The organism is Bradyrhizobium sp. LTSP857 (assembly GCF_000938285.1).
Taxonomy (GTDB): Bacteria; Pseudomonadota; Alphaproteobacteria; order Rhizobiales; family Xanthobacteraceae; genus Bradyrhizobium.
On sequence record NZ_JYMS01000026.1, the window covers coordinates 494105 to 520117 of the forward strand.

Consider the following 26013-nt stretch of genomic DNA (forward strand, 5'->3'; position numbering starts at 1 on the left):
ACGGCAGCGGCGGCGGCAGCCGGCGTCGTCGGCGGCTCGCTGTTGCTCTCGAGCATCCGCGGCATGATGGGCGGATCGCACCAGCAGGCCTTTGGCGATACCAACGCCTCGGGCGACCGCAGCCCGTGGAGCGGTAGCGACCAGTCCAGCGGCTCGCTCGCGCGCGACGCCGGCCTCAACGACATCGGCTCGAACCGCAGCAGTGACTCGCGTCGGGGCTTCACCGATCAGGCGTCGAACGATCGGGACAACAACGATCAGAACGACGATCACCAAAACTACGACGACAACGTGGACATGGCCGACAACAGCGATTTCGGCAATGACGACGGCGGCAACGATTCCGTGTAAGGCTGCTCCATCAAACAAAAACGGCCGCCCTTGAGGCGGCCGTTTTCATTTCGAGCATCAGCCGCTCACATCACCACGACCTTCGTGCCGACATTGACGCGGCCGTAGAGGTCGATGACGTCCTCGTTGCGCATGCGGATGCAGCCGGAGGAGACGTTGGTGCCGATGGTCCAAGGCTCGTTGGAGCCATGGATGCGGTAAAGCGTGGAGCCCAGATACATCGCGCGCGCGCCGAGCGGATTTTCCGGGCCGCCTTCCATGTGCCTGGGCAAGTCGGGACGGCGTGCGATCATTTCCGCCGGCGGCGTCCAATCCGGCCATTCGCGCTTGGCCGTGATCGACTTCACGCCGGACCAGGTGAAGCCCTCGCGTCCGACGCCGATGCCATAACGCATCGCCCGGCCGCTGCCCTCGACGAGATAGAGAAACTTGTTCGAGGAATCGACCACGATCGTGCCGGCACTTTCCTTGCCGCTATAGTCAACAAGTTGTTTCTCGAATTTCGGATCGAACTGACGCTGCCGCGGGTCGACGGCCTCCTGCTGGAGGCCGGCCCCCTGCATCTGCGGCTCGCCCATCGGCGGCAGGCGGCGCGGATCATTATAACCCGGCTGCTGCTGGTACATCGGCTGCTGCGGAGCATAGGCCGGGCCGCGGCCGGGCCCATCGCCGAACAGGAACTCGATGAAGCCGCCGCCCATGTTCGCATTGGAGGCGACACGCACCGGCGCTGGCGGCACCTGCGGCTGATAGAGCACCGCGGGCGGATCGTTCGGCACCGTATTATCGAAGGCGCTGGCGCTGGTTGCGCCGGCAATGAAGGTGCAAGCGCTGCCAAGCAGCGCGACAGACATTTTCTTGAACATCGACGTACTCTGTACTGTTTCGTCTAGTTACATTCGCCGTCGAACGCGGCTTGCTGATCAGCGCTCGCGACGTGGTCAATAAAGAGCAAAAGGCGTTTTGTTTGGTAAACGGAGGCGGCGTTTCGATTCACCATTTCGCCAAGCGAGGGGCAATTTGGCGATCAGCGTTTATTTTCGGTGAACACCGCAATTGCATGGTTAACCGGCGGTTTTGACCGCGTCGCGCGCGGCCGCACAACAGTTCCGGCCGTGAACTCCGTGTTAAATCGCTTCTGCCTAAAAAGACGCGTGAGTGAGGTGGGGGGAGTTCCTAATGGCTATTCACCGCAAACGTTTTCGTGTCGAGGAGGCTATTGTCGGCGAGATGCCCAGCCCCGAAATGATTGAGGAGGCAGCGCCGATGCATAGCGAGATCATGGCAGAGCTGCGTGCGATCCGCGCACAGATGGCGAAAGGCATTACGCCTGCGCCCTTGTCCGGCAGCGCAGCCATGGCGGCGATCGACGCCTCCACGGCCCAGGAGCTTACCGACGCGCGCACGATGCTTGAGACCTACCGGGCTCAGATCGAGCAGTGCGAGAAGCTGAAGGTCGAGCTCGACCTCATCCATGACGCCATCGATCGTACCAAGCGCGAGATCGCGACGCTGCACGGCAAGAGCTTTGACGGCGGCGAAATGGCCAAGGTCAATGGCGAGCTCGGCGCCGTGGTCGGCGGCACCGAGCAGGCGACCCAGCAGATCCTCGAAGCCGCTGAATCGATCGACCAGGCGGCCAGTGCGATGTCCAAGGTCCAGTCCGCCGATCAGCAGAAGCGTCTGGCCGACGACATACAGGAACGCGTCATCTCGATCTTCGAGGCCTGCAACTTCCAGGACCTGACCGGCCAGCGCATCAGCAAAGTCATGGGCACGATGAAATTCATCGAGCAGCACATCAATGCGATGATGGACATCTGGGGCGGCGTCGACGCGATCAAGTCGCACGTGCCGGCGCAGGTCGACACCCGCAGCGACGACGACAAGCTTCTCAACGGCCCGAAGCTCGCCGGCGACGTCGGCCACGCCTCGCAGGACGACATCGACGCGCTGTTCGACTGATCGGACGCGACATACGGAAAAGCAAAACGCCGGCGAGAGCCGGCGTTTTTGTTGTTCGTCATTGCGAGCGAAGCGAAGCAATCCAGACTGCGTCCGCAGAGACAGCCTGGATTGCTTCGTCGCTTCGCTCCTCGCAATGACGAGTGGTTAGACGGGTACCCCGATCACGCCCTGGGCGCGCAGCGGACGTAGACCATGTTGCCGTAGCGGGTGGCGGCGTCCTTGTCGACGAAGCGGGTGATCATGACGCGGCCGTCGAAGGAGACGATCTCGCGGTCCTGCTCGCCGGGCGTCGGGCCGGACGGGCCGATATAGTTCTTGCCGCCGGGCGAGCCCTTCAGCCGCAATTCCTGCGGTGTTGCCTGGTCGGCCAGATGCATGACAACGCCGCCGGAGGTCCCGGCGCCGATCACGTAAGGATTCTTGCACTGGGCCCGGGCGGCCGCCTCGGTGCGGGCACGGTCGGCCGGGTTCTGGAACGAGGCGAGCCCCCAGCGGCCGACGATCTCGTCGGCGCGGATCGACGCCGGCATTTCCGGCCCGACGCCGGGCTCGGCCGCGGGCGGCGGCGAGGATGACGAAAAGGACGGCAGGCTCAAGCCGCCGCCACAGGCGCCAAGCAGCAGCGCCAGGCAAGAGGCCGCCGCCAGATTGGCAACCGTGCGTGCGTGAGCTGAACTGATCATAGCATTCCCCCGAGCAAGACCACGGCCGCACCCCTCCCGCAGCCAAGCGCAAAACCGCTGGCGGAGCAATGACGTCCTAATATACGCCGGCGCCCCGAACGAGTTTCCAATGCCATCATCCTATATCCGCCTCACCAATCGCTTAACCACCTTTGCTTGACAGGATCGCAGCCAAGCCATATTCCCGGGCGCACTATTAGCACTCGGGAAGACCGATTGCTAAGCGCGCTGTTCGATCCTCGGCAAGAGGATGGATGGCAGCGCTGCCCTCACCCACCTCCGCTGCTTTCGGAAAACCGAGCCTCCAAAGGGAAACGTCATGGCTAAGTCCAAATTTCGTCCGCTGCATGACCGTGTCGTGGTCAAACGTATCGATGCCGAAGCAAAGACCAAGGGCGGCATCATCATTCCCGACACCGCCAAGGAAAAGCCGTCCCAGGGCGAAATCGTCGCCGTTGGCCCCGGCGGCCGCGACGAGGCGGGCAAGCTGATCCCGATCGACCTCAAGGTCGGCGACCGCGTGCTGTTCGGCAAGTGGTCGGGCACCGAGGTCAAGATCGACAACGAAGATCTCCTGATCATGAAAGAGTCAGACATCATGGGCGTGATGGCCTAAGGCCAGACGCCTGAACGGCCGCTGAATGCCATGCCCGGATCATCAGGTCCGGGCATCCATCATTCCGCCGGGCTCGCCCTAGCGGGTCCCGGAATTGATGCGACGAACACACAAGACACATCACGAAACAAGATCCATCGCGAATAACAGGGACTGCAGAACATGGCTGCCAAGGACGTCAAGTTTTCCGGAGACGCGCGCGATCGCATGCTGCGCGGCGTCGACATTCTCGCTAACGCCGTCAAGGTGACGCTCGGCCCGAAGGGCCGCAACGTCCTCATCGAGAAGTCGTTCGGCGCGCCCCGCATCACCAAGGACGGCGTCACCGTCGCCAAGGAGATCGAGCTCGAGGACAAGTTCGAGAACATGGGCGCACAGATGGTGCGTGAGGTCGCCTCCAAGACCAACGACCTCGCCGGCGACGGCACCACCACCGCGACCGTGCTGGCCCAGGCCATCGTGCGCGAAGGCGCCAAGTCGGTTGCCGCCGGCATGAACCCGATGGATCTCAAGCGCGGCATCGACATCGCGGTTGCGGCCGTCATCAAGGACATCGAGAAGCGCGCCAAGCCGGTCGCGGCCTCCTCCGAGGTCGCCCAGGTCGGCACCATCTCGGCCAACGGCGATACCGCCATCGGCAAGATGATCGCGCAGGCGATGCAGAAGGTCGGCAACGAGGGTGTCATCACCGTCGAAGAGAACAAGTCGCTCGTCACCGAAGTCGACATCGTCGAGGGCATGAAGTTCGACCGCGGCTATCTGTCGCCCTACTTCGTCACCAACGCCGAGAAGATGACCGCCGAGCTCGAGGACGCCTACATCCTCCTGCACGAGAAGAAGCTGTCCGGCCTTCAGGCCATGCTGCCGGTGCTGGAAGCCGTGGTGCAGTCGGGCAAGCCGCTCGTCATCATCGCCGAGGACGTCGAGGGCGAGGCGCTGGCCACGCTGGTCGTCAACCGTCTCCGTGGCGGCCTGAAGGTTGCCGCCGTCAAGGCGCCTGGCTTCGGCGATCGCCGCAAGGCCATGCTGGAGGATCTCGCGATCCTGACCGGCGGCCAGCTGATCTCGGAAGAGCTCGGCATCAAGCTCGAGAACGTCACGGTGAAGATGCTGGGACGCGCGGGCAAGGTCGTGATCGACAAGGAAAACACCACGATCGTCAAGGGCGCCGGCAAGAAGCCCGACATCGAGGCGCGCGTCGGCCAGATCAAGGCGCAGATCGAGGAGACCACCTCGGACTACGACCGTGAGAAGCTCCAGGAGCGTCTTGCCAAGCTCGCAGGCGGCGTCGCGGTGATCCGCGTCGGCGGCGCGACCGAGATCGAGGTCAAGGAGAAAAAGGACCGCGTCGAGGACGCGCTCAACGCCACTCGCGCCGCGGTGCAGGAAGGCATCGTCCCCGGCGGCGGCGTCGCCCTGCTGCGCGCCAAGAAGGCGGTCGGTCGTCTCACCAACGCCAATGCCGACGTCCAGGCCGGCATCAACATCGTGCTGAAGGCGCTGGAAGCTCCGATCCGCCAGATCTCGGAGAATGCCGGCGTCGAGGGCTCGATCGTGGTCGGCAAGATCCTGGAGAACAAGTCCGAGACCTTCGGCTTCGACGCACAGAACGAGGACTATGTCGACATGGTCGAGAAGGGCATCATCGACCCCGCCAAGGTGGTGCGCACCGCGCTCCAGGACGCCGCCTCGATCGCAGGCCTGCTGGTCACCACCGAGGCGATGGTCGCCGAATCGCCGAAGAAGGAAGCCGCGCCCGCCCCGGGCGGCGGGGGCATGGGCGGCTTCTAGGCCGTTCGTTCCAATGCAATGTTGCGAAGGCCGCCTCCGGGCGGCCTTCTTTTTTGCCGACTATGTTTTTTACAGACTTGGGTTTTTTACAGATCTGGGCCCAAGCTTTCCGATTCAACCGACGGCCAAAACCCACTACGGTGGCGCCGATTCTATTGTTTGAGCATGATCCTTTCGGAAAACCGCTTCACACTTTGCGCTAACGCGGTCCTCCGGGTCCGAATCATGCTCCATTGCTCGAGGAATTCGTCGATGCGCGCGCTTCTGGTTTGCTCAACAGCCCTTTTGGCGGCTCTGCTTGCCGTCTCGCCCGAAGTCGCCTCCGCCCAGATGAAGCTGTCGCCAAAGGCGACGGCGCCCGGTGGCACGGAGACGCGCTATTTCACCTCGATCGACGGACTGATGGACGGCAATGCCGACGTGATCCTGAAGGAGACGCGGTCCGGCAAGATCGTCACGGCGGCCGTGCTCGACGTCTGCTACCCCGTCGCCAAGAATTCCGACCGCAAGGACCGCTTCGTCGTCAATCTCCAGGTCGCGGGCCAGACGCTGACCGGCACAACCTCGAGCCTTGGCGAGAAGGCGCCGGTCACCGTCAAGCTCGCGCGCAAGCCGACCGGCGACACCTTCGAATTCCGCGGCCAGATCGGCATCGGCCAGGTCATGACCGAGGTCGCCTCGCCCGACAATTCCGATCTCAGCGAGAAGGAATTTCTGGACAACCAGACCACCGATGACGGCATCACGCCGCAGCCGAAGGATTTTACCGAAGTCTCGCCGGAAGCAATCGCGGTCAAGGTCAAGCTGGATGCGGCGACCGACTTCCTGAAGAGCCTTAGGGGTCAGGACATCGAGGTGACGCTGGCGAGCCTGACCGTCGGCTGCGACGCGCTGCGCGCCGGCGAGCAGACCATCAACATGTCGGTCGATCCGGAGCGCGCGGCCGCGCTGCTCGCGAAATTCAAGGCGACGCCGGGCGTCACCGCCGCCGGCTGGACCTCCGGGATGACCGAGATGGATCGCTCCATCCGCATCGCCGCAGCCGACTGGCGCGACGGCGACAAGATCAACCGTGACAAGCTCGCGACCGCGGTCGCGGGCGTGCTGAGCAGGACGCTCGCGGCCAAGCCGGTCTCGCAAAACTTCAGCCCCGCCACCGGCAAGCTCAAGCTCGTCTTCAAGCGGCCGAACCAGGATTTCCCGGCGCTCGAACTCACCGACACGATCGAGGTCGCGGCCCTCGTCTCCGCCGACAAGCCGGGGACGACCGACAAGTTGATGCTCTGGATCGGCAACCCCTCAACCACGACCACCGATGAGAGCACCGGCGCAAAGCTCAATTTGTCCGACGAAGCGGCAGCCGACGAGGAAAGCGACCAGGCTGACGACAACGGCTCGGTCGAGGCGCTGGCCAAGGAGCTGAAGGGCCAGCGCTGGGACGCCGACAAGTCGGTGTGGAAGTAGGCTGATCGCCAAACTCAGGTCTCTGTCATCGCCCGCCTTGTGCGCGCTTGCGCACTGGGGCGGGCGATCCAGTACTCCGAGACGACAGTCGTCAATCGATAAGCCGCGGCGTACTGGATTCCCCGCCTGCGCGGGGAATGACAGCGAGAGAGCTAATTCCCGTTGGCGCGAAAGCGCAGCGGCTTCGGGCCGATCAGCGTGAGCACGTCGCCCTGGCGCTTCCAGGTCTCGACGGCTGCGAGCGCCGCGACGAGATCGTCGTCGGCCTGGGCCTTTGCCTGTGGGCAGGAACGGTCCTGGATCTGACCGGGGACGAAGATCACGGTGTTGCCGGCAACGGAAAACTGGCCCTTGCCGCCCTTGCACCAGAGCTCCAGCACGACCTCGCCATTGTCGCCGATCTCGATGTTCGGGATCCGTTTCGAGCCGGACTGCGGCACCGCCTCCAATGTCATCTCGGTGCCGAAGGGGAAGCCCTCTTCCGCACACGCGACAGTGGACATCGCAAGCACCGCGGCCGCCGCACATACCATCCGCTTGAACGAAACCATGAGACCTCTCGACCAACCCGATTTTCCGGGTCTTCTATAAGACGGCGAAGCCTTTGAGAAGGTTCGTCGATTCAAGTCGCAAAAATCCCCGCGGGAACGAGCAACCCCGCGGGGATTTGCGTCGAAACTGGGCGTCGCCCGCTACTTCAGGACCATCGCCGTGAACGGCCAGACATAGGCCTGCAACGTCACGAACACGCCGACCAGCGAGGCCAGCACGATCGAGTGCCAGAACACGAAACGCAGGATCGTGCCCTCGTGGCCGTACCAGTTGGTGGCGGTGGACGCGACCACGATCGATTGCGCGTCGATCATCTTGCCCATCACGCCGCCGGACGAGTTCGCCGCCGCCATCAGGATCGGCGACAGGCCGAGCTGCTCGGAGGTGATCTTCTGGAGGTTGCCGAACAGGATATTCGACGACGTATCCGATCCCGTCAGCGCCACACCGAGCCAGCCGAGCAGCGTGCCGAAGAAGGGATAGAGCACCCCGGTTGCGGCGAACGCCAAGCCGAGCGTCGCGTCGACGCCGGACAGACGCGTGAGCGTGCCGATCGCAAGCATCGCCGAGATCGTGATCAGCGAGATCGCGCAGAGCCGAATGGTGCGGCCATATTCCACCAGCAACCTGCCGGGCCCGACGCCCATCAGGAAGCCCGAGATGATCGCCGCGATCAGCAGGCCCGTGCCGGTGAACGACAAATAGGTGAAGCCGAACACCGCGCCCTCCGGCGTCGGCTTAGCCGCAACCGGCGCCACCTTGTTGATCATCTGGTGCAACTCGGGAACGGGATAGTTCCAGGTAAAGATCGAGTTCGCCCAGGTCTTGAAGCCGCCGTTGCCCCAGATCAGCATCACGATGCAGACGATGATCCACGGCAGCAGCGCGCTGAACAGCTCGCCCTGCGTCAGCGGCGTTTTGTCGAGCGGCTTGGCCGCGGCCATGGTGGCGGTCGATTCGTCGCGGCCGCGCAGCGCCGGCGACAGCCAGAGTTGCCGGGGTTGCCATACTTTCAAGAACAGGATCAGCGCGCCCATCGAGATCAGCGACGCGCCGATGTCGACGATCCAGGGATTGACGAAATTGGAAATCACGAATTGCGGGACTGCGAACGACACGCCGGTGACGAGGATCGCCGGCCAGACGTCCTTCATGCCCTTCCAGCCCGCGAACGCCCACACCACCCAGAACGGCACGATCAGCGAAAAGATCGGCAGTTGCCGCCCGACCATCGCGCCGAGGATGTAGGGATCGAGCCCGGTGACCGAGGCGAGGCCCTGGATCGGCGTGCCGAGCGCACCAAAGGCGACCGGCGCGGTGTTGGCGATCAGCGACAGGCCGGAGGCCGCGAGCGGTGAGAAGCCGAGGCCGATCAGCACGGCACCGGTGATCGCCACCGGCGTACCGAAGCCCGAAGCGCCCTCGAAGAAGGCGCCGAAGGAGAAGGCGATCAGCAGAAGTTGCAGCCGCCGGTCCTCGGTGACGCCGCCGACCGCACGCTTCAAGAGCTCGAAGCGGCCAGTCGCCACCGTTACCTGGTAGAGGAAGATGACATTGAGGACGATCCAGCCGATCGGAAAGAAGCCGGTCACGATGCCGAGGATCGAGGCGCGGATCGACATGCCCGTGGGCATGCCAAACACCTGAATGGTGATCAGGTTGGTCACGATCACCGCAATGACGGCAGCAATGTGAGCCTGAACGCGTCCGCTCGCGATCAGGACCAGCAACGTGATCACGGGCACCGCCGCCGCGATCGTCGACAGCACGGGGCTGTTCAGCGGATCATAGACTTGATTCCACATGGTCTTCCTCCCCCACGCGTTTATGTGGCAGGCCGGCCAGCGTGGACGGCGGAGCCTGCCTGGCGTGGTGGTGAAGTGTGCCTTTGAACCTGAAGCGAACGACTTGCGAATGCGGCTGTTCCCGCCCGCTCACAAGCTCGCGAAGTCCCGGAGGCCCCCACCCCGCGCCGTTAAAGCCCATGCTAGGGTTGCAAGCCGCGACAAGCCAACGCAAATTGCACAACTTGCGACTTTAGTCTAAGCGCGCTTATTCCCGCCATTGCCTCAGCCATTTGGCTCCAGGCATTTGCGCACATCCCCGCAGGAGACAAAGCTCTGTGAAGAACATCAGCGCCACGCTCGCGACCGTCTGGCGAATCGCCGGTCCTTATTTCCGATCGGAGGATAAATGGGCTGGCCGTGGCCTCTTGGCCGCGGTGATCGCGATGGAGTTGGTGCTGGTCGCGGTCAATGTCCTGCTCAGCCAGTGGCAGAACCGGTTTTTCAACGCGATTCAGGGGTATGAGCTCGATAATTTCGTCAGGGAGATTTGGATCTTCCTCATCCTCGCTTCCATCTATATCGCGCTCCAGGTCTACAAGCTCTACCTCAACCAGTGGCTTCAGATCCGCTGGCGGCAATGGCTGACGCGACGCTATCTCGGTGAATGGCTCAAAGACGCCACGCATTATCGGATGCAGCTCAAGGGCGATGCGGCCGATAACCCCGACCAGCGCATCACTGATGACGTCAAGAATTTCGTCGAGCAGACACTCAGCATTGGTTTGGGTCTGCTCTCGTCGATCGTTACGCTGGCGTCGTTCATGGTGATCCTGTGGGGACTGTCCAACAAGGCGCCCTTGCATATTTTCGGCACCGATCTCGTCATTCCCGGCTTCCTGGTCTGGTGTGCGCTGGCTTACGCGATCCTGGGTACGGCATTGACGCACTGGGTGGGCGCACCGCTCATCAACCTCTATTTCGAGCAGCAGCGCTATGAAGCAGACTTCCGTTTCAACCTGATGCGGGTGCGCGAGAATTCCGAACAGATCGCTCTGCTCAAGGGAGAGAGCGCCGAACGCGAGGGACTCTTGCGCCGCTTCGCATCCGTGATCGAGAACTGGTACGCGATCATGAGCCGGACCAAGCGCCTCACCACCTTCACTGCGAGCTATGGGCAGGCCGCGGTGATCTTTCCCTATGTGGTGGTGGCTCCGGCCTATTTCGCCAAGAGCATCCAGCTCGGCGACATGATGCAGACCGGCTCGGCATTCGGCACCGTACAGGATGCGCTGTCGTTCTTCGTGACAGCTTACCGCACGATCGCAGAGTGGCGCTCGGTGGTCGCCCGTCTCGACGGCTTCGAGATGTCGGTCAGCTCCGCCGCTCATCTCGCCGAGCACGAGCCGACCATCGGCCTCGCGCCGTCCGCTGGCGGCGCGGCAATCGCGCTCGAGCAGTTGCTGGTGAAATTGCCCAACGGCAAGCCGCTGGTCTCGGTCGACGCTTTCGCCATCCGCCCCTCCGAGCGGGTGCTGGTCACAGGGCCGTCCGGCTCCGGCAAATCGACGCTGTTCCGCGCCGTCGCGGGCATCTGGCCGTTCGGCACGGGCAGCATCGCCGTCCCCGGGAAGGCCAAGCTCATGATGCTGCCACAACGCCCCTATTTCCCGATCGGCCCGCTCGGCGATGCCGTGGTCTATCCTGCCGAGCGCGGTAGTTTCGCGCCCGAGCAGATCAAGGACGCGCTGCTGGCGGTCGGCCTGCCTAACCTCGCCGAGCGGCTCAACGAGGATGGCCACTGGAACCGGATGCTGTCGCTCGGTGAGCAGCAGCGCCTGGGGCTCGCCCGCGCGCTGCTGCATGCGCCGGACTATCTGTTCCTGGACGAGGCCACCGCCTCGCTCGACGAGCCCTCCGAGGCCCGGCTCTATCGGCTGCTGGAGGAGAAGCTGCCGCAAGCCACCATCGTCTCGATCGGCCACCGTTCGACGCTCGATGCCTTCCACACCCGCAAGGTGACGATGGTGGAGGACGGCGATATCCACGTCCTCGGCGATGCCGGCAAGCCGGCCCAGCCCGAACCGAGCGCGGTGCGCTGAGAGGCGGACTCTGGGCACAGCGGTCCCACATCGTCATGGCCGGGCTTGTCCCGGCCACCGACGCGCAACCCGCGCACACGGTGCCCAAGAACGTGGATGCCCGAGACAAGCCCGGGCATGACCAGTTTGTGGAGAGACCTACGACACCGAAGACGCCCAACTCGCGGCGTTTGCGATAGCCCTGCCAACAAGAGCGCTTGAAGCAAAGCCCACAAGTCTCGCGGACAAAGCAAAAAGGCGGCAGATTGCTCTGCCGCCCTCGTCAAGTCGTTCCGGAAGAAACTTACTTCAGGTTGCTCATCGCCGTCAGGTCGAACGACAGCTTGGCAACGCCCGCCGCACCGCACCAGTTCGAGCCAGCACCGCCGGGGTTGATCGGGGTGACGCTGGTCGTGCCGGTCGCGTTGAAGGCGCTGGTGAAGGCGTTGCAATCACCCTTGTTCAGGTTGGTGTCGGAGTAACGCAGGTCCAGCGTGAACACCTTGTAGGTGAAGCCGACGCCGATGTTCCAGGTGTAGTAGTCCTTGTAGGGGATACCGTTGGCGAAAACGGTGCCGACACCGGTGCCGTAGAAGGCGTCCGAGGTGCCGAACCACTGCCGACCGAATTCACCCGACGCGTACAGGCCGACGCCCGAGGAGCCGAAAATCGTGCTCGGTGCAGTATACTTGGCGGTCACCGAGGCGTAGTTGCCCCAAGCGCCCGAGTTCAGGAAGTTCGGCGAGTAGTACTCGGTCGCGCCGACCGCCCAGTTGTCGTTGATGGTGTAGTTCAGCTTGCCGTAGACTTCGAAGAAGCTGACGTCCTTCTTCATGACGTTGCCGTCGGCGAGGAAGATCGTGGTCGTGCTGATTCCGCAGACGTTGCCGCCCGGAATGCCGCCGGTGAGGGTGTTGTCGGCGCAGCTCCCGCCCGGATACAGATAGCCCCAAATGCCGATATCGAAGGCGAAGGCACCGAAGGTCGGGCGGATACCGCCGTAGATGTCGACCTCTGCCGCAGCGCGGTTGGCGAAGGAGATGCTCTCCGCGGACACGCCGGCGTACAGCTGGAGATCCTTGGTGACGTTGTAGCGGGGCTCGAAATAGGCGGCGACCGACGGCTTGTGGTTCGACTGGGTCACGCCGCGGAAGATGTAGTCGTTCATGATCGCGCCGCCGAAGGCGATATCCCAAGGATCAAACGCGGGCGGCGGCGGAGCCTTCAGAGCCTTCACATGCAGATCAGCCGCGAAAGCCGAACCCGTCGCCACCATTGCCAGCGCCGTTGCCAACAAAGCCACTTTCTTCATTTCGATCCCCATCACCAGTTCTTAGACCCCGGTCGAGTTCCGGAAGCCCCCCGAAACACCCGACCTGATTGCAAATCTCGTTACAGCGGCAATCTGGATTGAGGGACGTGAACCGTGAAGCAAAAAACACGGGCATCTGCCGACTTTTTAGGCGTTCCGACGATTCCACGAAAGGTTGTCGGACGGTGTTGCTTCTCGATCACATTATTTTCACTTCAAAGTGCACAGAGGGGCCGGAATTCTACGCAGGCCTGCGGTCCCGAGGCGTGCGCGCTACGAATCAAATGACTCAAAAAACGGCAGCCGCCGGCAGGCCGTAACGGCGATGCAAAAAGGCCGCAGCGTCACCGCTGCGGCCTTCGTAACCGTCAAATCGTGGTTGGGACTGGACCCAGCCAGGCCTTGGCCTGATCTTGACCTAGCTCTGGCCCTCGGCCGGCGTCGGTTCCGCAGAAGACGAAGGCATCGCCCAGCTTGTCTCGGCTGCCGGCTCGGGAGCCGGCGCCGCCACCGGAGCTGCCGGCTTCGGCGCGGGAGCTGCCTTCGCCTTCTTCGGTGCCGCTTTCTTCGCGGTCTTCTTCGGCGCCGCCTTCTTCACCGCAGCCTTCTTCGCCGTCTTCTTGGCAGCCTTCTTCGGTGCGGCCTTCTTGGCAGATTTCTTTGCCGACTTCTTCGCCGCCTTCTTGGCGGACTTCTTGCCAGCCTTCTTCTTCGTCGCCTTCTTCGCCGCTACAACCTTCTTGGCCTTTTTGGCCTTCTTGCTTTTTTTCTTCTTCGCTTTCGCCATCGTGGTCCTCCTGTTGCCGCCGAACAATGGTCGATCGGGCATCTTCGGCCGTCACCCCGGGACAAAAGCTCAGCTCGACGAATTCAATGCCGGCCGCGACCCGCCCGTAGCCCAATCGAGAAGCTCAATCGTGTGCACGACCGGAACTGACGTGCCACTGGCAATCTGCACCATGCAGCCGATATTGCCCGCGGCAATCATGTCCGGCTTGACGCTCGCGATGTTGGCGACCTTGCGATCGCGCAACCTGCCCGCAAGGTCGGGCTGGAGAATGTTGTAGGTCCCCGCCGAACCGCAACACAAATGGCTCTCGGGCACATCTTTCACCACGAATCCATTCTTGGAAAGCAATTCTTTCGGAAGGCCCGTGATTTTCTGCCCATGCTGCAACGAACACGCGGAGTGATAGGCGACGACGATGTTGTCCTGTCGCGTCGTCGGTGCAAGTCCGAGAGCGGCGACGTATTCGGTGATGTCCTTTGCGAGCGCGGAGACCCGCGCGGCGTCAGTGGCAAGCGCGCGATCCTCGCGCAGGAGATAGCCGTAGTCCTTGATCACCGTGCCGCAGCCGGACGCCGTCACCAGGATGGCGTCGAGCCCCTCGCCTGCCGCCTCCTTCTGCCACGCCGCGACATTGGCGCGGGCCCGCGCCAGCGCATCATCGTCGTGGCCGAGGTGATGGGTGAGCGCGCCGCAGCATTGCTCGTCCTTGACCAGCACGACCTCGATGCCGTGGCGGGTGAGAAGGCTGATGGCGGCCTGGTTGATGCGTGGCGCCAGCACCTGCTGGGCGCAGCCCTGGAGCAGCGCGACCCGGCCGCGCTTCTTGCCGAGCGCCGCGAACACGCTGCCGGCGGCGGGGCCCGGCGGCGGCAGCCGGTTCGGGGCCAACGCCAGCATCGCCTTGATCCGCTGGATCAGGCCGGGCGTGGCTGATGGCCGCGGGGTGGGCAGGAAGACAGCCAAGGGCCGGGCCAGCCGCGCGAGCTGCATGCTGATGCGAAACCGCTGCGGGTCGGGCAGGACAAAGGCCAGCACCTGGCGCAACAACCGCTCGGTCAGCGGCCGCTGATAACGCTGCTCGATCCTGACCCGGGCCTGGTCGACGAGGTGCATGTAGTTCACCCCGGACGGGCAGGTCGTCATGCAGGCAAGGCAGGACAGGCAGCGGTCGACATGCTTGACCACCTCGGCGGTCGGCGCCTGGTCCTTCTCCAGCATTTCCTTGATCAGGTAGATGCGACCGCGCGGGCTATCGAGCTCGTCGCCGAGCAGCACATAGGTCGGGCAGGTTGCGGTGCAGAAGCCGCAATGGACGCAGGCGCGGAGGATCTTGTCGGCTTCCGCGATGTCGGGATCGGCGAGCTGCGCGAGTGAGAATTCGGTCTTCATGCCGCAGTGCCCCGCGTCAGCCGTCCCCGGTTCAGAATGGTTTTTGGATCGAAGCCGGCGCGGACCCGCTCGCTCAGGGCGGTGACGCCCGGAGCTTGTGGATGGAACACATCGACATTGCGCCTGACGTCCTCGGCCGCCCTGATCAGCGTGGCATGCCCGCCGACGGCGTTGGTGCGCAGGCGCACGCTTGGCGCATGCGCATCGCCCTTCGGTGGCAGCGCTGCCCAGATCAGGCCGCCGCCCCAATCGTAGATGACGTCGCCGCCGGTCTCGCGCACCAATTGCGCGCCGAGTGCCGCACCTGACGCCGGTGGACAGACGATCCGCCACACCGGCCAGGCGCCCAGCGCGCCGCTGGCCGCGAACGGCAGGACATCGCGGATGGTGGCCCACAGCGCCGACGACGCCGCGTCCTCGATCAGGGTCGCGGTTCCAAACGGCGCCAGCAATTCGCGTAGCGAGCCGGCGCGGTGGGTGGCGGAGGCGGTGATGCCCTCAAGCCGCAGCAAGGTCAGCGCCTCGCCCTGGCCTGCGATATCGCCAAATCCGTCGGTAAGTCCGTCGGTCCTGGACCGGAATGCCGATTTCGGCAGGTGGGCGGCAGCGGAGACGTCGAAAGGCGAGCCGAGCGCCGCGGTCATCGCCTTGTTGGCGGCGGCATCGTCGAGCCCGGGGAGCAGCAGCGTCCGCTCGGCTTCCGGCTTGGGCATCACCTTCAACGTAACCTCGGTCATGACAGACAGGGTGCCCCAGGACCCCGCCAGCAGCTTGCAGAGGTCGTAACCGGTGACGTTCTTCACCACCTTGCCGCCGGTCTTGAAGCTGTCGCCAAAGCCGGAGACGGCATGCGCTCCCAGCAGATGGTCGCGCGCCCCACCCGCCTTGATCCGTCGCGGGCCGGCGAGGCCAGCCGAGATCATGCCGCCGATGGTCCCGAGCGCCGGCGTGCCAAGCAGCGGCGCGGTGTTCATCGGCTCGAAGGCGAATTGCTGGTTCTTGGAATCGATCAGCGAAAGTACGTCGGCGACCGGCGCGCCGGCCTGAAGCGTGACGATCAGCTCATTGGGCTCGTAGGAGGTCACCGCGCTCAGCGCGGAGAGATCGAGCACGGCGTTGGTCGCCATCGTGTGCCCAATGCTGCGCTTGCTGCCATGGCCGATGATCTCGAGCGGCTGCTCATTGGCAATCGCCGCGCGCACCACCTCTTCGACGTCTTTGGCGTCACGTACCTTGAGCGTATCCACCCATCAGGCGGTAGCGAAATTCGAGGCGGAAATCAAATTTCCCGACGCCTCGCAGCGACACGTCGGCGGCCTCCTCACCATGAAGGTCAGAGAGCACCGCGACATCCTCACTTCGATCTCCATCGAACCATTCTCTTTCAAATTTCGCTATTGATCGAATTGTCCCCGCGCCCGTTGCGACCGCGGGGCGATGCGGAAAGGGAGTTCCATCATGACTCAACAGAACCAGCGAACGATCGATGAAGCGATCAGCGGCAGCGGCCTTCTGGTCGTGGCGCAATGGGAGGCCAAGCTGGAGGAGGCCGACAGGGTCGCCGAGATCCTGCGCGGCTTCCTGCCGGAAGCGCAAAGCGAGCCGGGCGTGAAACTGTTCCTGATCAGCCGTGCCCAGGACAATCCGGCCCAGTTCCTGTTCTACGAGCTGTTCCGCGACGAAGCCGCCTTCAAGGCGCATCAGGAGAGCGCCCATTTCAAGACCTACATCGCCGGTCAGGCCTTGCCATTGCTGGCACGGCGCGAGCGCACGCAATACGCATTGATGTAGGCCTTGTGATGTAAGCCTTGTCGGCCCAAGCACCGCGGCTCGAGCCGCGGTGCCTGGTGCTAGATGATCGCGCGCAGCGGCGATTTGCGCATAATCCAGGCCGACACTGCGAAGCTGCCGGCGGCCGCAAGCAACGTCAACAGCGACACCTTTGCGATCGCGCCCATCGGCGCCGCGTGCAGAAGCAGGGCGAAGCCGATCAGGATCGGCGGATGGATCAGATAGACCCCGAACGCATTGTCGGAGAGCCATTTGGCGACCCGTCCCTGCGCATCGAAGTAGCGGCGGTAGACAGCCAGCATCAACAGACCCATGCCGACGCAGACCAGCGCCTCCCACAGGCACTTTCCGGCACTGACGAGATTGAAGCCGCCGGCATAGAGCGTCGTATCGCCGCTCAAGCCGCCGCCGAACGCGACCAGCGCCGCGAACAGCGGCACGGAGAGCGACAGCGCAAGCGATCCCCACCGGATGCAGGACCGCTCGGCGACACCAAGCATCCAATTGCCGCGATAGCCGAAGGCGCCGGCTGCGAACATGAGGACGTATTGCGGGATGTCGCCGGGGTGAACGTTGAGCACGGAGGCATCGGCATGGATCGCGGTGCGAACGGCAAAGGTGGCCGCCGCCATAGCTGCAACAAATAGAACGATCGCCGAACCGCGCAGTCCAACCTGCGGCTCCCGCCATCCGGCCTGGCGGGTCAGGCCATAGAGAAGCGAGAACAGCAGCAGCACCGCGCAGAACCACATCGGCCCGGTTTCAGAGAGCCACTCGCCGTCCCTGAGATGGGTCAGCCATTGATGGCCGAAGCCGCCATTGCCCCAGGTCCGCGAGAGAAAATACTGCGTGAGCGGACCGATCGCGAACATGTAGAGCAAGGTCGGCAAGCCCAGCCTGCCCAGCCGGTCACGCGCAAATCGCGAAAATCCCTTCCGATCGAAGGCGCCGGCGGCGAAATAGCCGGCGATGAAGAACAGCGCCGCCATGAAGAAGGCCTGGAGGAAGCTCTGGTAAATGCCAAAGGCCAGCGCCGCGCCAAAGCCGATCGCCTGGCGGTCCACATAGTACCAATTGCCGAACGGGCTATAGGTGTCGCAGGCGTGCATGCTCAGCACGAGAATGATCATCGACCAGCGGATGTTGTCGATGAACAGGAGCCGCGATTTCGTTCGCGACTTGGTTGGCGCTTCGTCCGTGGCACCTATCGCAACATCCACCATGCCGGACATTCCGGCCCTCAGAACCGCGGGATATCCGGAAACGCCAGCTTGCCGGCGTGCACATGGACGCGGCCGAGCTCGGCGCAGCGGTGCAAGGTCGGAAACACCTTTCCGGGGTTGAGCAGGCCCTGCGCATCGAAGGCGCATTTCAGCCGCTGCTGCTGGTTGAGGTCGATCTCGCTGAACATCTCCGGCATCAGGTCGCGCTTCTCGATGCCGACGCCGTGCTCGCCGGTGAGAACGCCGCCGAACTCGACGCAGGCGCGCAGGATGTCGGCGCCGAACGCTTCGGCGCGTTCGATCTCGCCGGGCTTGTTGGCGTCGTAGAGGATCAGGGGGTGCAGATTGCCGTCGCCGGCGTGAAACACGTTGGCACAGCCGAGCTGGTATTTTTCCGAGAGCTCGCGGATGCGCGCCAGCGCCTTCGGCAGCGCGCCGCGGGGAATCGTGCCGTCCATGCAGAGATAGTCGGGCGAGATGCGGCCCACGGCGGGGAACGCCGCTTTGCGGCCGGCCCAGAACAAATTGCGCTCGGCTTCCGAGGTCGAAATCTGGCAGGTGGTCGAACCGCAGCCGTTTGCGATCGTCTCGACACGCGTGATCAGCTCGTCGACCTCGACGGAGGGACCGTCGAGCTCGATGATGAGGAGCGCCTCGACATCGAGCGGATAGCCGGCATGGACGAAGGCCTCCGCGGCATGGATCGCGGGCTTGTCCATCATCTCCATGCCGCCGGGAATGATGCCGGCGCCGATGATGCGGGCCACGCATTCGCCGGCCGCCTCGACCTGCGCGAACCCGACCATCAGCGCGCGCGCCGTCTCCGGCTTTTGCAGGATGCGCACCGTGATCTCGGTGATGACGCCGAGCAGGCCCTCGGAGCCGGTGATGACGCCCATAAGATCGTAGCCGGAGTTTTCCGCCGACTTGCCGCCGATGCGCAAAATCTCGCCGCTCATCAGCACGATCTCGCAACCGAGCACGTTATTGGTGGTCATGCCGTATTTCAGGCAGTGCACGCCGCCGGAATTTTCCGCGACATTGCCACCGATCGAGCAGGCGATCTGCGAGGACGGATCGGGCGCGTAATAGAAGCCGGCATGCGCGACCGCCTGGCTGATCGCGAGATTGGTGACGCCGGGCTCGGTGACCACGGCGCGGTTGTCGAAATCGATCTCGCGGATGCGCTTGAATTTGCCGAGGCCGAGCAGCACGCCGTCTTCCAGCGGCAGCGCGCCGCCGGACAGCGACGTGCCGGAGCCGCGCGGCACCACCTTGATGCCCTGCCCTGCGCAATATTTCAGAACGAGCGAAACCTGCTCGGTCGTATCCGGCAGCACCACGACCATCGGCGGCTGCCGATAGGCGGTCAGCCCGTCGGACTCGTAGGCCCGCATCTCGGTGGCGCTGTCGATCACGCCTTCGCCGGGCACGATCGCGCGCAATGCAGCCACGATCTCAGCGCGGCGCGCAAGCACGGCCTGGTCGGCTGCCGGCATCATGATGGCCATAACATATCCTTCCGGCTTGCGCCGCATGATCGATTTGTTGCGGCAAATCAACCACGTCCGCGGTGGTTTGGGTAGGCCATCCCCGAGTCGGAGTGGCGATCCCGGGCGAGTTCGCTCTGGGACAAGTAGGACATCATGAAACCTGTCATGGTTTCGTGGCTTGTCCAAGCCGAGCGGGCCATGCCAAAAACGGCAGGTCCGACGTTTGCCGACCAGATAAGAGCCCCACCGGGAAAGAGACGAAGAGCACCCTATGAAAAAACTGACTTTTGGCGCGCTGATGATCCTCACCGTCACTGCCACAGCATCCGCCGCGATGGCGCAGGATGCCGCGGCCGGCAAATCGTCGTTCAACAAGTGCCTGGCCTGCCACGCGATCGGCGAAGGCGCCAAGAACAAGGTCGGCCCCGAGCTCAACGGCCTCGACGGCCGCAAGTCCGGCACCGCGCCGGACTACAATTATTCGGACGCGAACAAGAATTCCGGCATCACCTGGGGCGAGGCGCAGTTCAAGGAATACATCAAGGACCCCAAGGCCAAGATCCCCGGCACCAAGATGGCGTTCGCCGGCATCAAGAACGAGACGGAGATCAACAACCTCTGGACCTACGTGTCGCAGTTCGACAAGGACGGGAAGATCAAGCAGTAGGCGGGCAAGGGGCGGCCGCTAATCGGCGGCCGCCCAACCCCGCTGAGTTTGCGGCGTTCCGATCGATCGAGGTGAAGCTATGCTGTGGAGCAAGCGCAGACCCGCAACTGTCGGACAAATCCTCACAGCGGAATTCATCGTCCCCCTTGGTCTGACCCAGGGAGCCCTGGCCGAGGCCATGGGTGTGCAGCGCAAGCACGTCAATGAGCTTTGCAACGATCGCCGGAACGTGACCGCTGCAACGGCTCTCATTCTCGCCCGCGTCTTTGGCAATAGCCCGGATTTCTGGCTGAACGTCCAGCGCCGCACCGATCTTTGGGATGCCATGAACTCGCCGCGCGAACGCAAACGGATCGAGCGCGCCAAGCCGATCGCAAAGAAGGCCGCCTAGCCGCTCACCGCCTTCAGGGGAACGATCTGACCGATCATCGTCTCGATTTCGGTCTTCACGAGATCCGGAACGGCGTTCTGCACCATGTGGCCGAGATCGGGCAGCACGATCAGCTTGGCATTCGGCACCATCGCAGCGAACGGGCGCGCGTGAATGTCGGTCTTCACCGTCTTGTCGGGCTCACCGGCGATGATCGTGACCGGCGCCTTGATCTCGCCGTAGCGCGAGACTTGCGCGGCCACCGACGCCTTCAGCGTCACCAGATCGTAGGCATTGGCGATGAACTCGCGCGGACGCAGCAGCAGCGGCGTCGCGGAGTCCTGCACAAAGCCGTCCGGCATGATTTGCGGCAGGAAGACGTTGCGCGCACCGGCCTCGGCGATGAAATACCCCAACGGCAGCGTGACGGTGTAGGCGAGCAGCGGACCGATCAATGGCGTTGCGATGATCTCGTTGTAGCGGCCGACGCCGCCGCGCCAGGGATGGGTGACAGGCGCCAGCATCACAAGGCCGGCGACGCGGCGGGGATGATCGAGCGCGAGCCGCGCGCCGAGCGCACCGCTCCAGGAATGCACGACGAAGATCGCGCGATCGATGCCAAGCTTGCCGAGCGCATCATTGATCATCCGCGCCTGGATCTCCGGCGTCGAATCCTGCCGTCTCGCGCGCGTGCTCCAGCCATGACCGGGACGGTCGATCAGGATGACGCGATGCTCCCTGGCGAGAAGTTCGCCGAGCGGATGCCGCATCACTTCGAGATTGGAGCTCGCGCCATGCAGCATCACGATCGGCAGGCCCGCATCGCGCGGGCCGATATCGACGACGTGAAGCGTCGCGCCCTCGACCTCGATCATCCGGCCCTGCGGCGGAAAGGCGCGCTGCACGGCAACGATTCCGGCCTGCGTGACCAGCGCCAGCAAAGCCAGCGCCGTCACGACTGACATCACGATCATGGAGAGAGTCCGGGCAATCCAGGGCACATCGCAGCTACGGGTCTGGCGGCCGGCAGTTTCGCTGCGCGGGCCACTGATAACGCCGGGGCTGTGGATATGTGCATAATCTAAATCCGTAAAAACGCAATGAAATCAACGGCACCACTCGTCGGCACGCAAGCCTCGGACCAGCTTCATGCGGCCGTCATCGCACCTTCCTTATAATCGCCACGGTCGGTTCCGCCATCTAGGCGCGGATGGGCGCCGATCCTCCTCGCAACCCCAGGGACGCGGGAAAGACCGGCAGGATTTGTCCTGGTTTGAACCGGAGGATTTTCGATGAGCTTCAGATCGAACGAGACTGCAATCGACGAGATCGTCGCGAGCTGCAACGGCGACTTGCGCGGTGCCGTGCGGGCGCTGCTCCTGATCAACGAGCATCTCGAGACGGAGCTTGCCAAGGCGTATGCCGCGGCGGCCGATCACGGCCTCACTGAGCGCGGCGGCAGCGCCCTGCACTAGTTCGTGCCGTCCTCGGCCTTTTGCTCGTCGGCGGTGGGCGCGGGACAGGCACGGATTGTCGAGCGGGCGAGCTTGGCATCGTCCTTGGACTTGTAGGGACCGTCGCCGAACCAGATGTTGCCGTCGATGACCGGATTGCTGGTCACGATGTTGCATTTGCCGGTGGCGCGATTGCCGACCACCCAGAACATTCCGTCGGCAAGGCTCACCGTCCCCGACGCCAACAGCAAGCTACAAGCAAAGATCAAACGCGTCATAGCATGTGCTCCTGCCATGCAGGTAGGCCTGCTGGCGCGCCGACAATAGCCCGCGCAGCGTGATCCATGTGATCGTGGTTAATCCCCGCGCGCCGCAACCGCTCGAAAAATGATCGAGTTGTCACTTATTGTTTGAGCACGATCTTCTCGGAAAACCGCTACACACTTTTCCGGATCGTGCTCTAGATGTCGCGGCCTTCGACCTTTTCGGTCAGCGACTTGACCTGGTCGGGGATCTTGTCGAGATGCGGATTGACGGCGAGCGCCTTGCGATAGGCCTCGAGCGCACGCTTCTCGTCGCCGACCTCCTGCATGATCATGCCGAGGCCCGCGAGCGCGCCGAAATGGCGGGGCTCCCGGATCAGCACTTGCTGGATGTCGGCGAGCGAACGGCCATAGTCGTTCTGCATGTAGTAGAGCGTGGCGCGCCGGTTCCAGGCCTCGATGTAGTCGGGCCTGAGCTTGATGACGGCATCCAGCAGCTTGATCGCGATGTCGATCTTCTGCGCGTCGACCGCGGCCTTGGCCCGCGCCATCAACAGCGCCGCAGTGTCGCTCGGGGTCTGGATCCAGATCGCCCAGATTCGCGCCTCGACATGCTTGGCGCTGTCCTCGTCAGGCGCGGCCTTCAGCGCGCCGAACAGGAAATCGAGATTCTTGGTGCGATCGACCTTGGGCAGCTTGGCAGGCGCCTCGGGCAGCTTCTTCTGCTGCTTCGCCTGCGGGGCTGGAGCGTCCTGCGCCAAGGCCGGCGCGACGCCGGCGGTTCCCAGAACAAGGGCCAGACACAGGGTGCGCGCGAAAAGGAATCTCACTGCCATGGTCGAAGTCTAAACGCGCAAAGCCGCCCTTGCAAAGCAGGGCGGCGTCAAACTCGTGTGAGACCGTGGTCTTGCGGGGCGCGCGCAAGGCGTCCGCGAGGGCAATCAGCCCTGGCGAGCCTTGAAGCGGCGCTGCACCTTGTTGATCACATAGACCCGGCCCTTGCGGCGGACCAGGCGGTTGGCGCGATGGCGACCGCGCAGCGATTTCAGCGAGTTACGGACCTTCATGGCAGAATCCTGAACGTTCGAAAGGCCGTGTTCGGCACTACCGTTTCGGCACGCGCGAATGTGGCAAAATGAGATTTTTCCCGCTGGCGGACCGACCGCCCGGGACGGGGCGGTTCTTAAGGCATGGGAGCACCGGATGTCAATGTTAACTGCCCCGCCCCCGGCCGACTAAATTCTGGAAAACAACCCCATGCACAGTAGAAAGCGGCCGGATCGGCCATTTTCCCAGCTCGCGACGACGCCTTGCTAAATTCGTTATATGATATAATCAATTTGGCAACCGGTCGGGAGGAAACCAATGCCGAAGCTGAAGCTGCCCAATATCGACGACGTCGTCGCCATCGACATCCACACCCATGCCGAGGAGCCCTGCGGCACCCATCCCGACGACGGCTATGACGACTTCCAGGCCCAGATGGCGGACTATTTCAAGTCGCCGCACAAGCATCCGCCGACCGTGCCGGAGACCGCGGCGTATTACCGCTCGAAGAACATCGCGGCCGTAATCTTTCCGGTCGATGCCGAACGCGAGACCGGCTTCCGCCGCTACAAAAATGAGGAGATGCTGGAGATCGCCTCCGACCATCTCGACGTCCTCATCCCCTTCGTCTCGATCGATCCGCACAAGGGCAAGCTCGGGGTGCGCGAGGCACGCAAGCTGATCGAGGAATACGGCGTCCGCGGCTTCAAATTCCATCCGACCATGCAGGGCTTCTACGCCAATGACCGCATGGCCTATCCGCTCTACGAAGAGATCAACAATGGCGGCGCGATCGCGCTGTTCCACACCGGCCAGACCGGCGTCGGCTCGGGCATGCCGGGCGGCATGGGGATGCGGCTGAAATTTTCCAACCCGATGTACATGGACGATGTGGCCGCGGATTTCCCCGACCTCAAGATCATCCTCGCCCATCCCTCCTTCCCCTGGCAGGAAGAAGCGCTGTCGGTCGCGACCCACAAGCCGAACGTCTATATCGACCTCTCCGGATGGTCGCCGAAATATTTCCCGCCGATCCTGGTGCGCTATATCAACTCGATCCTCCAGGATAAGATGCTGTTCGGCTCGGACTGGCCGGTGATCACGCCGGACCGCTGGCTGTCGGACTTTGCCAAGATCGACATCCGTGACGAAATCCGGCCGAAGGTGCTGAAGGCCAACGCGCGCAAGCTGCTGGGGATCTAACGAAGAGGTCAGCGTGACGATCAAAGCCGTCGCCTTCGACGCCTACGCCGACGTTAGCCTAATTCAGCGCACCGTATGTCAGGTCGTCGAATACGGTGACACTGTCGGCCTTGGTCCACAAGCCGATCATGCCGGCGTCCCTGATCGATTCGACCTCGAACATCGGCCTGCCGTCATACGTCACCTTGAATAGCTTTCCCGCGAATTCGCAACGTAGGGAATGCCATTGACCTGGTGGCACCGATACCTTGACGCCATAGCCGCCTTTCCGGCCGACGATATTGAGCGCGCTGCGAACACCCTTGATCGTCTTGTAGAGCACAACATTGTCTTCAAGCGCGTTGGCCCGCACGACATAGTAACTGTCGGCATCCTTTGCGCGCCAGACAATACCAGCCGCACGATCCTCGGAACCTGCAATCGCCTTGAACTTGACCTCGACGAACCCGTCTAGGATGCTGGTGCCGTTCCTGAGCGCCACTGGAAACGTCGCCTGACCGGATTGTTTCAGGACATTCGGCTTGCTTGGCGCCGTCGACTCCACCTCGACCGTCCATTTGGGCTGGCCACGACCCGTCATCGTCAGAGTCCAGCCTTCGGGCGCTGCGCCGGTTGCTGCGTTGTCAAAATTTACAGTTTCTGCCATCGCATTTCCTTCCACCAACAATGGGAACAACGCCGCCCCCAAGAACGCCACGCTCATTTTTTGCACAACGTCTAAGCTTCCCGCCTGTATTGATCGTACAGTGTTGCAGCGTTGTCCCATTTGATCGCTTCCATGTAGACGTCGACATATTTCGCGGCCGCGGCGCCATAATCCATGTGATAGGCGTGCTCATACATGTCGAGCACCAGCACGGGACGTCCGCCGGCCAGCGTCGTCGTGTGGTCGGCGGCCCACTGATTGACCAGCCGCTTGTCGCGCGGCGAGTAGGAAAGAATCACCCAGCCGGAGCCGCCGCCTTCGGCCTTGCCCATGGCGGAGAACTCCGCGCGCCACCGCTCCATGCTGCCGAAATCGCGCGCGATCGCGTCGGCAAGTGGTGTGCTCGGCTTGCCGGCACCGCCGAGCCCGTCGAAATAGATTTCATGGAGGATCATCGAGTTTGACGCGACGAGTTCCTCGCGCTTCAGGCCGTTGATGACGAAGTTCGGAGCTCTCGCGAAGTCAAGCTCGGCGAGTTGCGTTCCGATCGCGTTGAGTCGCTTTACGGCGCCGACATAGTTGTTCTCGTAGTGGCTGACGAGCACCTTCTCCGAGATGCCGGCAATGGATTTCGGATCGAACGGCATCGGCTTGGCCTGGTATGTCATTGGCTTGGCTCCTGTTGGCTGATTGGCTTGCGCAAGGGCTTGCGTCCCCGCGAGTATTGCGGTCGATGCCGCGGCGGCCCCCACGCCCCTAATGAAGTCTCGGCGGTCGGTATTCGTGGTCATGGAGTCCTCCACTTGATTGTCGTCCCCAACGTGCCCCGTGTGTTCGCTAGCTCTTGGTGCTCGCCGTCTTGTCGCGTGCGCAAATAGACCGCGCGGCCCTCGTCGATACGGACATCGACGAGGGTCGGCGCGCTGGCGGCACCAATTGACGGGACAATTTCTCTGATGAGATCGAGATGAAAGAAGACATGCAGCGTCCTTGGTGATCAGGACGCGATACTTGGGCATGTCGCCTCGCGGGGAGATCGCAAATCCCCGTGCCCCGAATTAAACGCCTGCCGGCG

The 26013-nt window shown here is 63.2% G+C and carries 26 protein-coding genes and 1 pseudogene; 11 read left to right on the forward strand and 16 right to left on the reverse strand.

The annotated features are described in order from the left end of the window. Nucleotides 1-351 (forward strand): annotated as a pseudogene (locus UP06_RS42100) (DUF2076 family protein); the annotation flags it as partial. 65 nt (nucleotides 352-416) lie between these two features. Here UP06_RS42100 and UP06_RS16495 read toward each other — a convergent pair. Beyond that, a complete protein-coding gene (locus tag UP06_RS16495; protein ID WP_045003877.1) occupies nucleotides 417-1217 on the reverse strand; it encodes a L,D-transpeptidase in 801 nt (266 codons plus the stop codon). Nucleotides 1218-1530: 313 nt separating this feature from the next. Between UP06_RS16495 and UP06_RS16500 the strand changes: the two genes are divergently transcribed. Beyond that, nucleotides 1531-2316 (forward strand): protein phosphatase CheZ, encoded by a 786-nt coding sequence (locus UP06_RS16500; RefSeq protein ID WP_045003878.1) that lies wholly within the window; start codon nucleotides 1531-1533, stop codon nucleotides 2314-2316. Between the two features lie 164 nt (nucleotides 2317-2480). Here the strand turns inward: UP06_RS16500 and UP06_RS16505 are convergent, their stop codons facing one another. Beyond that, on the reverse strand, nucleotides 2481-3002 hold the full coding sequence (locus UP06_RS16505) for a hypothetical protein (RefSeq protein WP_045003879.1): 522 nt from the start codon (nucleotides 3000-3002) through the stop codon (nucleotides 2481-2483). 319 nt (nucleotides 3003-3321) lie between these two features. Between UP06_RS16505 and UP06_RS16510 the strand changes: the two genes are divergently transcribed. The 3 genes from UP06_RS16510 (at nucleotide 3322) to UP06_RS16520 (ending at nucleotide 6873) form a co-directional block, all read left to right on the forward strand. Further along, entirely contained in the window at nucleotides 3322-3618 is a 297-nt protein-coding gene (locus UP06_RS16510; protein ID WP_045003881.1) for a co-chaperone GroES, read from the forward strand. A gap of 162 nt (nucleotides 3619-3780) precedes the next feature. Continuing rightward, on the forward strand, nucleotides 3781-5409 hold the full coding sequence (gene groL, locus UP06_RS16515) for a chaperonin GroEL (RefSeq protein WP_045003883.1): 1629 nt from the start codon (nucleotides 3781-3783) through the stop codon (nucleotides 5407-5409). Nucleotides 5410-5661: 252 nt separating this feature from the next. Beyond that, nucleotides 5662-6873, forward strand: a complete 1212-nt coding sequence (locus UP06_RS16520; protein WP_045003885.1) for a hypothetical protein — start codon at nucleotides 5662-5664, stop codon at nucleotides 6871-6873. 152 nt (nucleotides 6874-7025) lie between these two features. Here UP06_RS16520 and UP06_RS16525 read toward each other — a convergent pair whose 3' ends face one another. Together UP06_RS16525 and UP06_RS16530 are read right to left on the reverse strand one after the other, a co-directional pair. Further along, a complete protein-coding gene (locus tag UP06_RS16525; protein ID WP_045003886.1) occupies nucleotides 7026-7424 on the reverse strand; it encodes an META domain-containing protein in 399 nt (132 codons plus the stop codon). 141 nt (nucleotides 7425-7565) lie between these two features. Continuing rightward, nucleotides 7566-9230 (reverse strand): L-lactate permease, encoded by a 1665-nt coding sequence (locus UP06_RS16530; protein ID WP_045003887.1) that lies wholly within the window; start codon nucleotides 9228-9230, stop codon nucleotides 7566-7568. Nucleotides 9231-9547: 317 nt separating this feature from the next. On the opposite strand from UP06_RS16530, the gene UP06_RS16535 reads away from it, so the two are divergent. Next, complete coding sequence (locus tag UP06_RS16535) at nucleotides 9548-11311, forward strand: ABC transporter ATP-binding protein/permease (protein WP_045003888.1); 1764 nt, start codon at nucleotides 9548-9550, stop codon at nucleotides 11309-11311. Nucleotides 11312-11594: 283 nt separating this feature from the next. Here the strand turns inward: UP06_RS16535 and UP06_RS16540 are convergent, their stop codons facing one another. The 4 genes from UP06_RS16540 to UP06_RS16555 form a co-directional block, all read right to left on the reverse strand. Continuing rightward, on the reverse strand, nucleotides 11595-12602 hold the full coding sequence (locus tag UP06_RS16540) for a TorF family putative porin (RefSeq protein WP_045004240.1): 1008 nt from the start codon (nucleotides 12600-12602) through the stop codon (nucleotides 11595-11597). Nucleotides 12603-13020: 418 nt separating this feature from the next. Further along, nucleotides 13021-13389 (reverse strand): hypothetical protein, encoded by a 369-nt coding sequence (locus UP06_RS16545; protein ID WP_045003889.1) that lies wholly within the window; start codon nucleotides 13387-13389, stop codon nucleotides 13021-13023. Between the two features lie 69 nt (nucleotides 13390-13458). Continuing rightward, on the reverse strand, nucleotides 13459-14781 hold the full coding sequence (gene glcF / locus UP06_RS16550) for a glycolate oxidase subunit GlcF (protein ID WP_045003891.1): 1323 nt from the start codon (nucleotides 14779-14781) through the stop codon (nucleotides 13459-13461). Continuing rightward, nucleotides 14778-16028, reverse strand: a complete 1251-nt coding sequence (locus UP06_RS16555) for an FAD-binding protein (protein ID WP_045003893.1) — start codon at nucleotides 16026-16028, stop codon at nucleotides 14778-14780. The genes glcF and UP06_RS16555 overlap by 4 nt, the downstream gene beginning before the upstream one ends. Before the next feature lie 211 nt (nucleotides 16029-16239). Between UP06_RS16555 and UP06_RS16560 the strand changes: the two genes are divergently transcribed. After that, nucleotides 16240-16572 (forward strand): putative quinol monooxygenase, encoded by a 333-nt coding sequence (locus UP06_RS16560; protein WP_045003895.1) that lies wholly within the window; start codon nucleotides 16240-16242, stop codon nucleotides 16570-16572. A gap of 59 nt (nucleotides 16573-16631) precedes the next feature. On the opposite strand, the gene UP06_RS16565 is transcribed toward UP06_RS16560, so the two are convergent. Both UP06_RS16565 and UP06_RS16570 read right to left on the reverse strand, forming a co-directional pair. Next, nucleotides 16632-17804, reverse strand: a complete 1173-nt coding sequence (locus UP06_RS16565; RefSeq protein ID WP_045003898.1) for an acyltransferase family protein — start codon at nucleotides 17802-17804, stop codon at nucleotides 16632-16634. Nucleotides 17805-17812: 8 nt separating this feature from the next. Next, complete coding sequence (locus UP06_RS16570; protein WP_045004241.1) at nucleotides 17813-19306, reverse strand: FAD-linked oxidase C-terminal domain-containing protein; 1494 nt, start codon at nucleotides 19304-19306, stop codon at nucleotides 17813-17815. 253 nt (nucleotides 19307-19559) lie between these two features. Between UP06_RS16570 and cycA the strand changes: the two genes are divergently transcribed. Further along, nucleotides 19560-19955, forward strand: a complete 396-nt coding sequence (gene cycA, locus UP06_RS16575; RefSeq protein WP_045003900.1) for a cytochrome c-550 CycA — start codon at nucleotides 19560-19562, stop codon at nucleotides 19953-19955. Nucleotides 19956-20034: 79 nt separating this feature from the next. Then, nucleotides 20035-20346, forward strand: coding sequence for a HigA family addiction module antitoxin (locus tag UP06_RS16580; RefSeq protein ID WP_045003902.1), 312 nt, complete (start codon nucleotides 20035-20037; stop codon nucleotides 20344-20346). Here the strand turns inward: UP06_RS16580 and UP06_RS16585 are convergent. After that, complete coding sequence (locus UP06_RS16585; RefSeq protein WP_045003904.1) at nucleotides 20343-21299, reverse strand: alpha/beta fold hydrolase; 957 nt, start codon at nucleotides 21297-21299, stop codon at nucleotides 20343-20345. The genes UP06_RS16580 and UP06_RS16585 overlap by 4 nt on opposite strands. A gap of 318 nt (nucleotides 21300-21617) precedes the next feature. On the opposite strand from UP06_RS16585, the gene UP06_RS16590 reads away from it, so the two are divergent. Further along, complete coding sequence (locus UP06_RS16590) at nucleotides 21618-21800, forward strand: hypothetical protein (RefSeq protein WP_045003906.1); 183 nt, start codon at nucleotides 21618-21620, stop codon at nucleotides 21798-21800. On the opposite strand, the gene UP06_RS16595 is transcribed toward UP06_RS16590, so the two are convergent. The 3 genes from UP06_RS16595 to ykgO all read right to left on the reverse strand — a co-directional run bounded on the left by UP06_RS16595 (nucleotide 21797) and on the right by ykgO (nucleotide 23109). Beyond that, complete coding sequence (locus UP06_RS16595; RefSeq protein WP_045003908.1) at nucleotides 21797-22057, reverse strand: hypothetical protein; 261 nt, start codon at nucleotides 22055-22057, stop codon at nucleotides 21797-21799. The two genes, UP06_RS16590 and UP06_RS16595, sit on opposite strands and share 4 nt — an antisense overlap. A 182-nt stretch (nucleotides 22058-22239) precedes the next feature. Next, nucleotides 22240-22878 carry a tetratricopeptide repeat protein gene (locus UP06_RS16600; RefSeq protein WP_045003910.1) on the reverse strand — a complete coding sequence of 213 codons (639 nt, stop codon included), beginning with the start codon at nucleotides 22876-22878 and terminating at the stop codon, nucleotides 22240-22242. A gap of 105 nt (nucleotides 22879-22983) precedes the next feature. Continuing rightward, nucleotides 22984-23109 carry a type B 50S ribosomal protein L36 gene (gene ykgO, locus UP06_RS16605; protein WP_006611362.1) on the reverse strand — a complete coding sequence of 42 codons (126 nt, stop codon included), beginning with the start codon at nucleotides 23107-23109 and terminating at the stop codon, nucleotides 22984-22986. 298 nt (nucleotides 23110-23407) lie between these two features. On the opposite strand from ykgO, the gene UP06_RS16610 reads away from it, so the two are divergent. Beyond that, nucleotides 23408-24292 (forward strand): amidohydrolase family protein, encoded by an 885-nt coding sequence (locus tag UP06_RS16610; protein ID WP_045003916.1) that lies wholly within the window; start codon nucleotides 23408-23410, stop codon nucleotides 24290-24292. A 58-nt stretch (nucleotides 24293-24350) separates the two neighbouring features. On the opposite strand, the gene UP06_RS16615 is transcribed toward UP06_RS16610, so the two are convergent. After that, nucleotides 24351-24995, reverse strand: a complete 645-nt coding sequence (locus UP06_RS16615) for a hypothetical protein (RefSeq protein WP_045003918.1) — start codon at nucleotides 24993-24995, stop codon at nucleotides 24351-24353. Between the two features lie 14 nt (nucleotides 24996-25009). Continuing rightward, nucleotides 25010-25606: a superoxide dismutase gene (locus UP06_RS16620; RefSeq protein WP_045003920.1), complete on the reverse strand. Its 597-nt coding sequence runs from the start codon at nucleotides 25604-25606 to the stop codon at nucleotides 25010-25012. Between the last annotated feature and the right edge of the window lie 407 nt (nucleotides 25607-26013).

Excerpts from the sequence above, each read along its gene's own strand:
- UP06_RS16505 (WP_045003879.1), bottom strand. The coding sequence starts at position 3,002 with ATGATCAGTTCAGCTCACGCACGCACGGTTGCCAATCTGGCGGCGGCC.
- UP06_RS16510 (WP_045003881.1), top strand. The coding sequence starts at position 3,322 with ATGGCTAAGTCCAAATTTCGTCCGCTGCATGACCGTGTCGTGGTCAAA.
- UP06_RS16565 (WP_045003898.1), bottom strand. The coding sequence starts at position 17,804 with ATGTCCGGCATGGTGGATGTTGCGATAGGTGCCACGGACGAAGCGCCA.
- UP06_RS16595 (WP_045003908.1), bottom strand. The coding sequence starts at position 22,057 with ATGACGCGTTTGATCTTTGCTTGTAGCTTGCTGTTGGCGTCGGGGACG.
- UP06_RS16545 (WP_045003889.1), bottom strand. The coding sequence starts at position 13,389 with ATGGCGAAAGCGAAGAAGAAAAAAAGCAAGAAGGCCAAAAAGGCCAAG.
- groL (WP_045003883.1), top strand. The coding sequence starts at position 3,781 with ATGGCTGCCAAGGACGTCAAGTTTTCCGGAGACGCGCGCGATCGCATG.
- UP06_RS16590 (WP_045003906.1), top strand. The coding sequence starts at position 21,618 with ATGAGCTTCAGATCGAACGAGACTGCAATCGACGAGATCGTCGCGAGC.
- ykgO (WP_006611362.1), bottom strand. The coding sequence starts at position 23,109 with ATGAAGGTCCGTAACTCGCTGAAATCGCTGCGCGGTCGCCATCGCGCC.
- UP06_RS16585 (WP_045003904.1), bottom strand. The coding sequence starts at position 21,299 with ATGATCGTGATGTCAGTCGTGACGGCGCTGGCTTTGCTGGCGCTGGTC.
- UP06_RS16520 (WP_045003885.1), top strand. The coding sequence starts at position 5,662 with ATGCGCGCGCTTCTGGTTTGCTCAACAGCCCTTTTGGCGGCTCTGCTT.
- UP06_RS16495 (WP_045003877.1), bottom strand. The coding sequence starts at position 1,217 with ATGTTCAAGAAAATGTCTGTCGCGCTGCTTGGCAGCGCTTGCACCTTC.
- UP06_RS16525 (WP_045003886.1), bottom strand. The coding sequence starts at position 7,424 with ATGGTTTCGTTCAAGCGGATGGTATGTGCGGCGGCCGCGGTGCTTGCG.
- UP06_RS16620 (WP_045003920.1), bottom strand. The coding sequence starts at position 25,606 with ATGACATACCAGGCCAAGCCGATGCCGTTCGATCCGAAATCCATTGCC.
- UP06_RS16530 (WP_045003887.1), bottom strand. The coding sequence starts at position 9,230 with ATGTGGAATCAAGTCTATGATCCGCTGAACAGCCCCGTGCTGTCGACG.
- UP06_RS16560 (WP_045003895.1), top strand. The coding sequence starts at position 16,240 with ATGACTCAACAGAACCAGCGAACGATCGATGAAGCGATCAGCGGCAGC.
- UP06_RS16540 (WP_045004240.1), bottom strand. The coding sequence starts at position 12,602 with ATGAAGAAAGTGGCTTTGTTGGCAACGGCGCTGGCAATGGTGGCGACG.
- cycA (WP_045003900.1), top strand. The coding sequence starts at position 19,560 with ATGAAAAAACTGACTTTTGGCGCGCTGATGATCCTCACCGTCACTGCC.
- UP06_RS16600 (WP_045003910.1), bottom strand. The coding sequence starts at position 22,878 with ATGGCAGTGAGATTCCTTTTCGCGCGCACCCTGTGTCTGGCCCTTGTT.
- UP06_RS16580 (WP_045003902.1), top strand. The coding sequence starts at position 20,035 with ATGCTGTGGAGCAAGCGCAGACCCGCAACTGTCGGACAAATCCTCACA.
- UP06_RS16615 (WP_045003918.1), bottom strand. The coding sequence starts at position 24,995 with ATGAGCGTGGCGTTCTTGGGGGCGGCGTTGTTCCCATTGTTGGTGGAA.
- UP06_RS16570 (WP_045004241.1), bottom strand. The coding sequence starts at position 19,306 with ATGGCCATCATGATGCCGGCAGCCGACCAGGCCGTGCTTGCGCGCCGC.
- glcF (WP_045003891.1), bottom strand. The coding sequence starts at position 14,781 with ATGAAGACCGAATTCTCACTCGCGCAGCTCGCCGATCCCGACATCGCG.
- UP06_RS16500 (WP_045003878.1), top strand. The coding sequence starts at position 1,531 with ATGGCTATTCACCGCAAACGTTTTCGTGTCGAGGAGGCTATTGTCGGC.
- UP06_RS16610 (WP_045003916.1), top strand. The coding sequence starts at position 23,408 with ATGCCGAAGCTGAAGCTGCCCAATATCGACGACGTCGTCGCCATCGAC.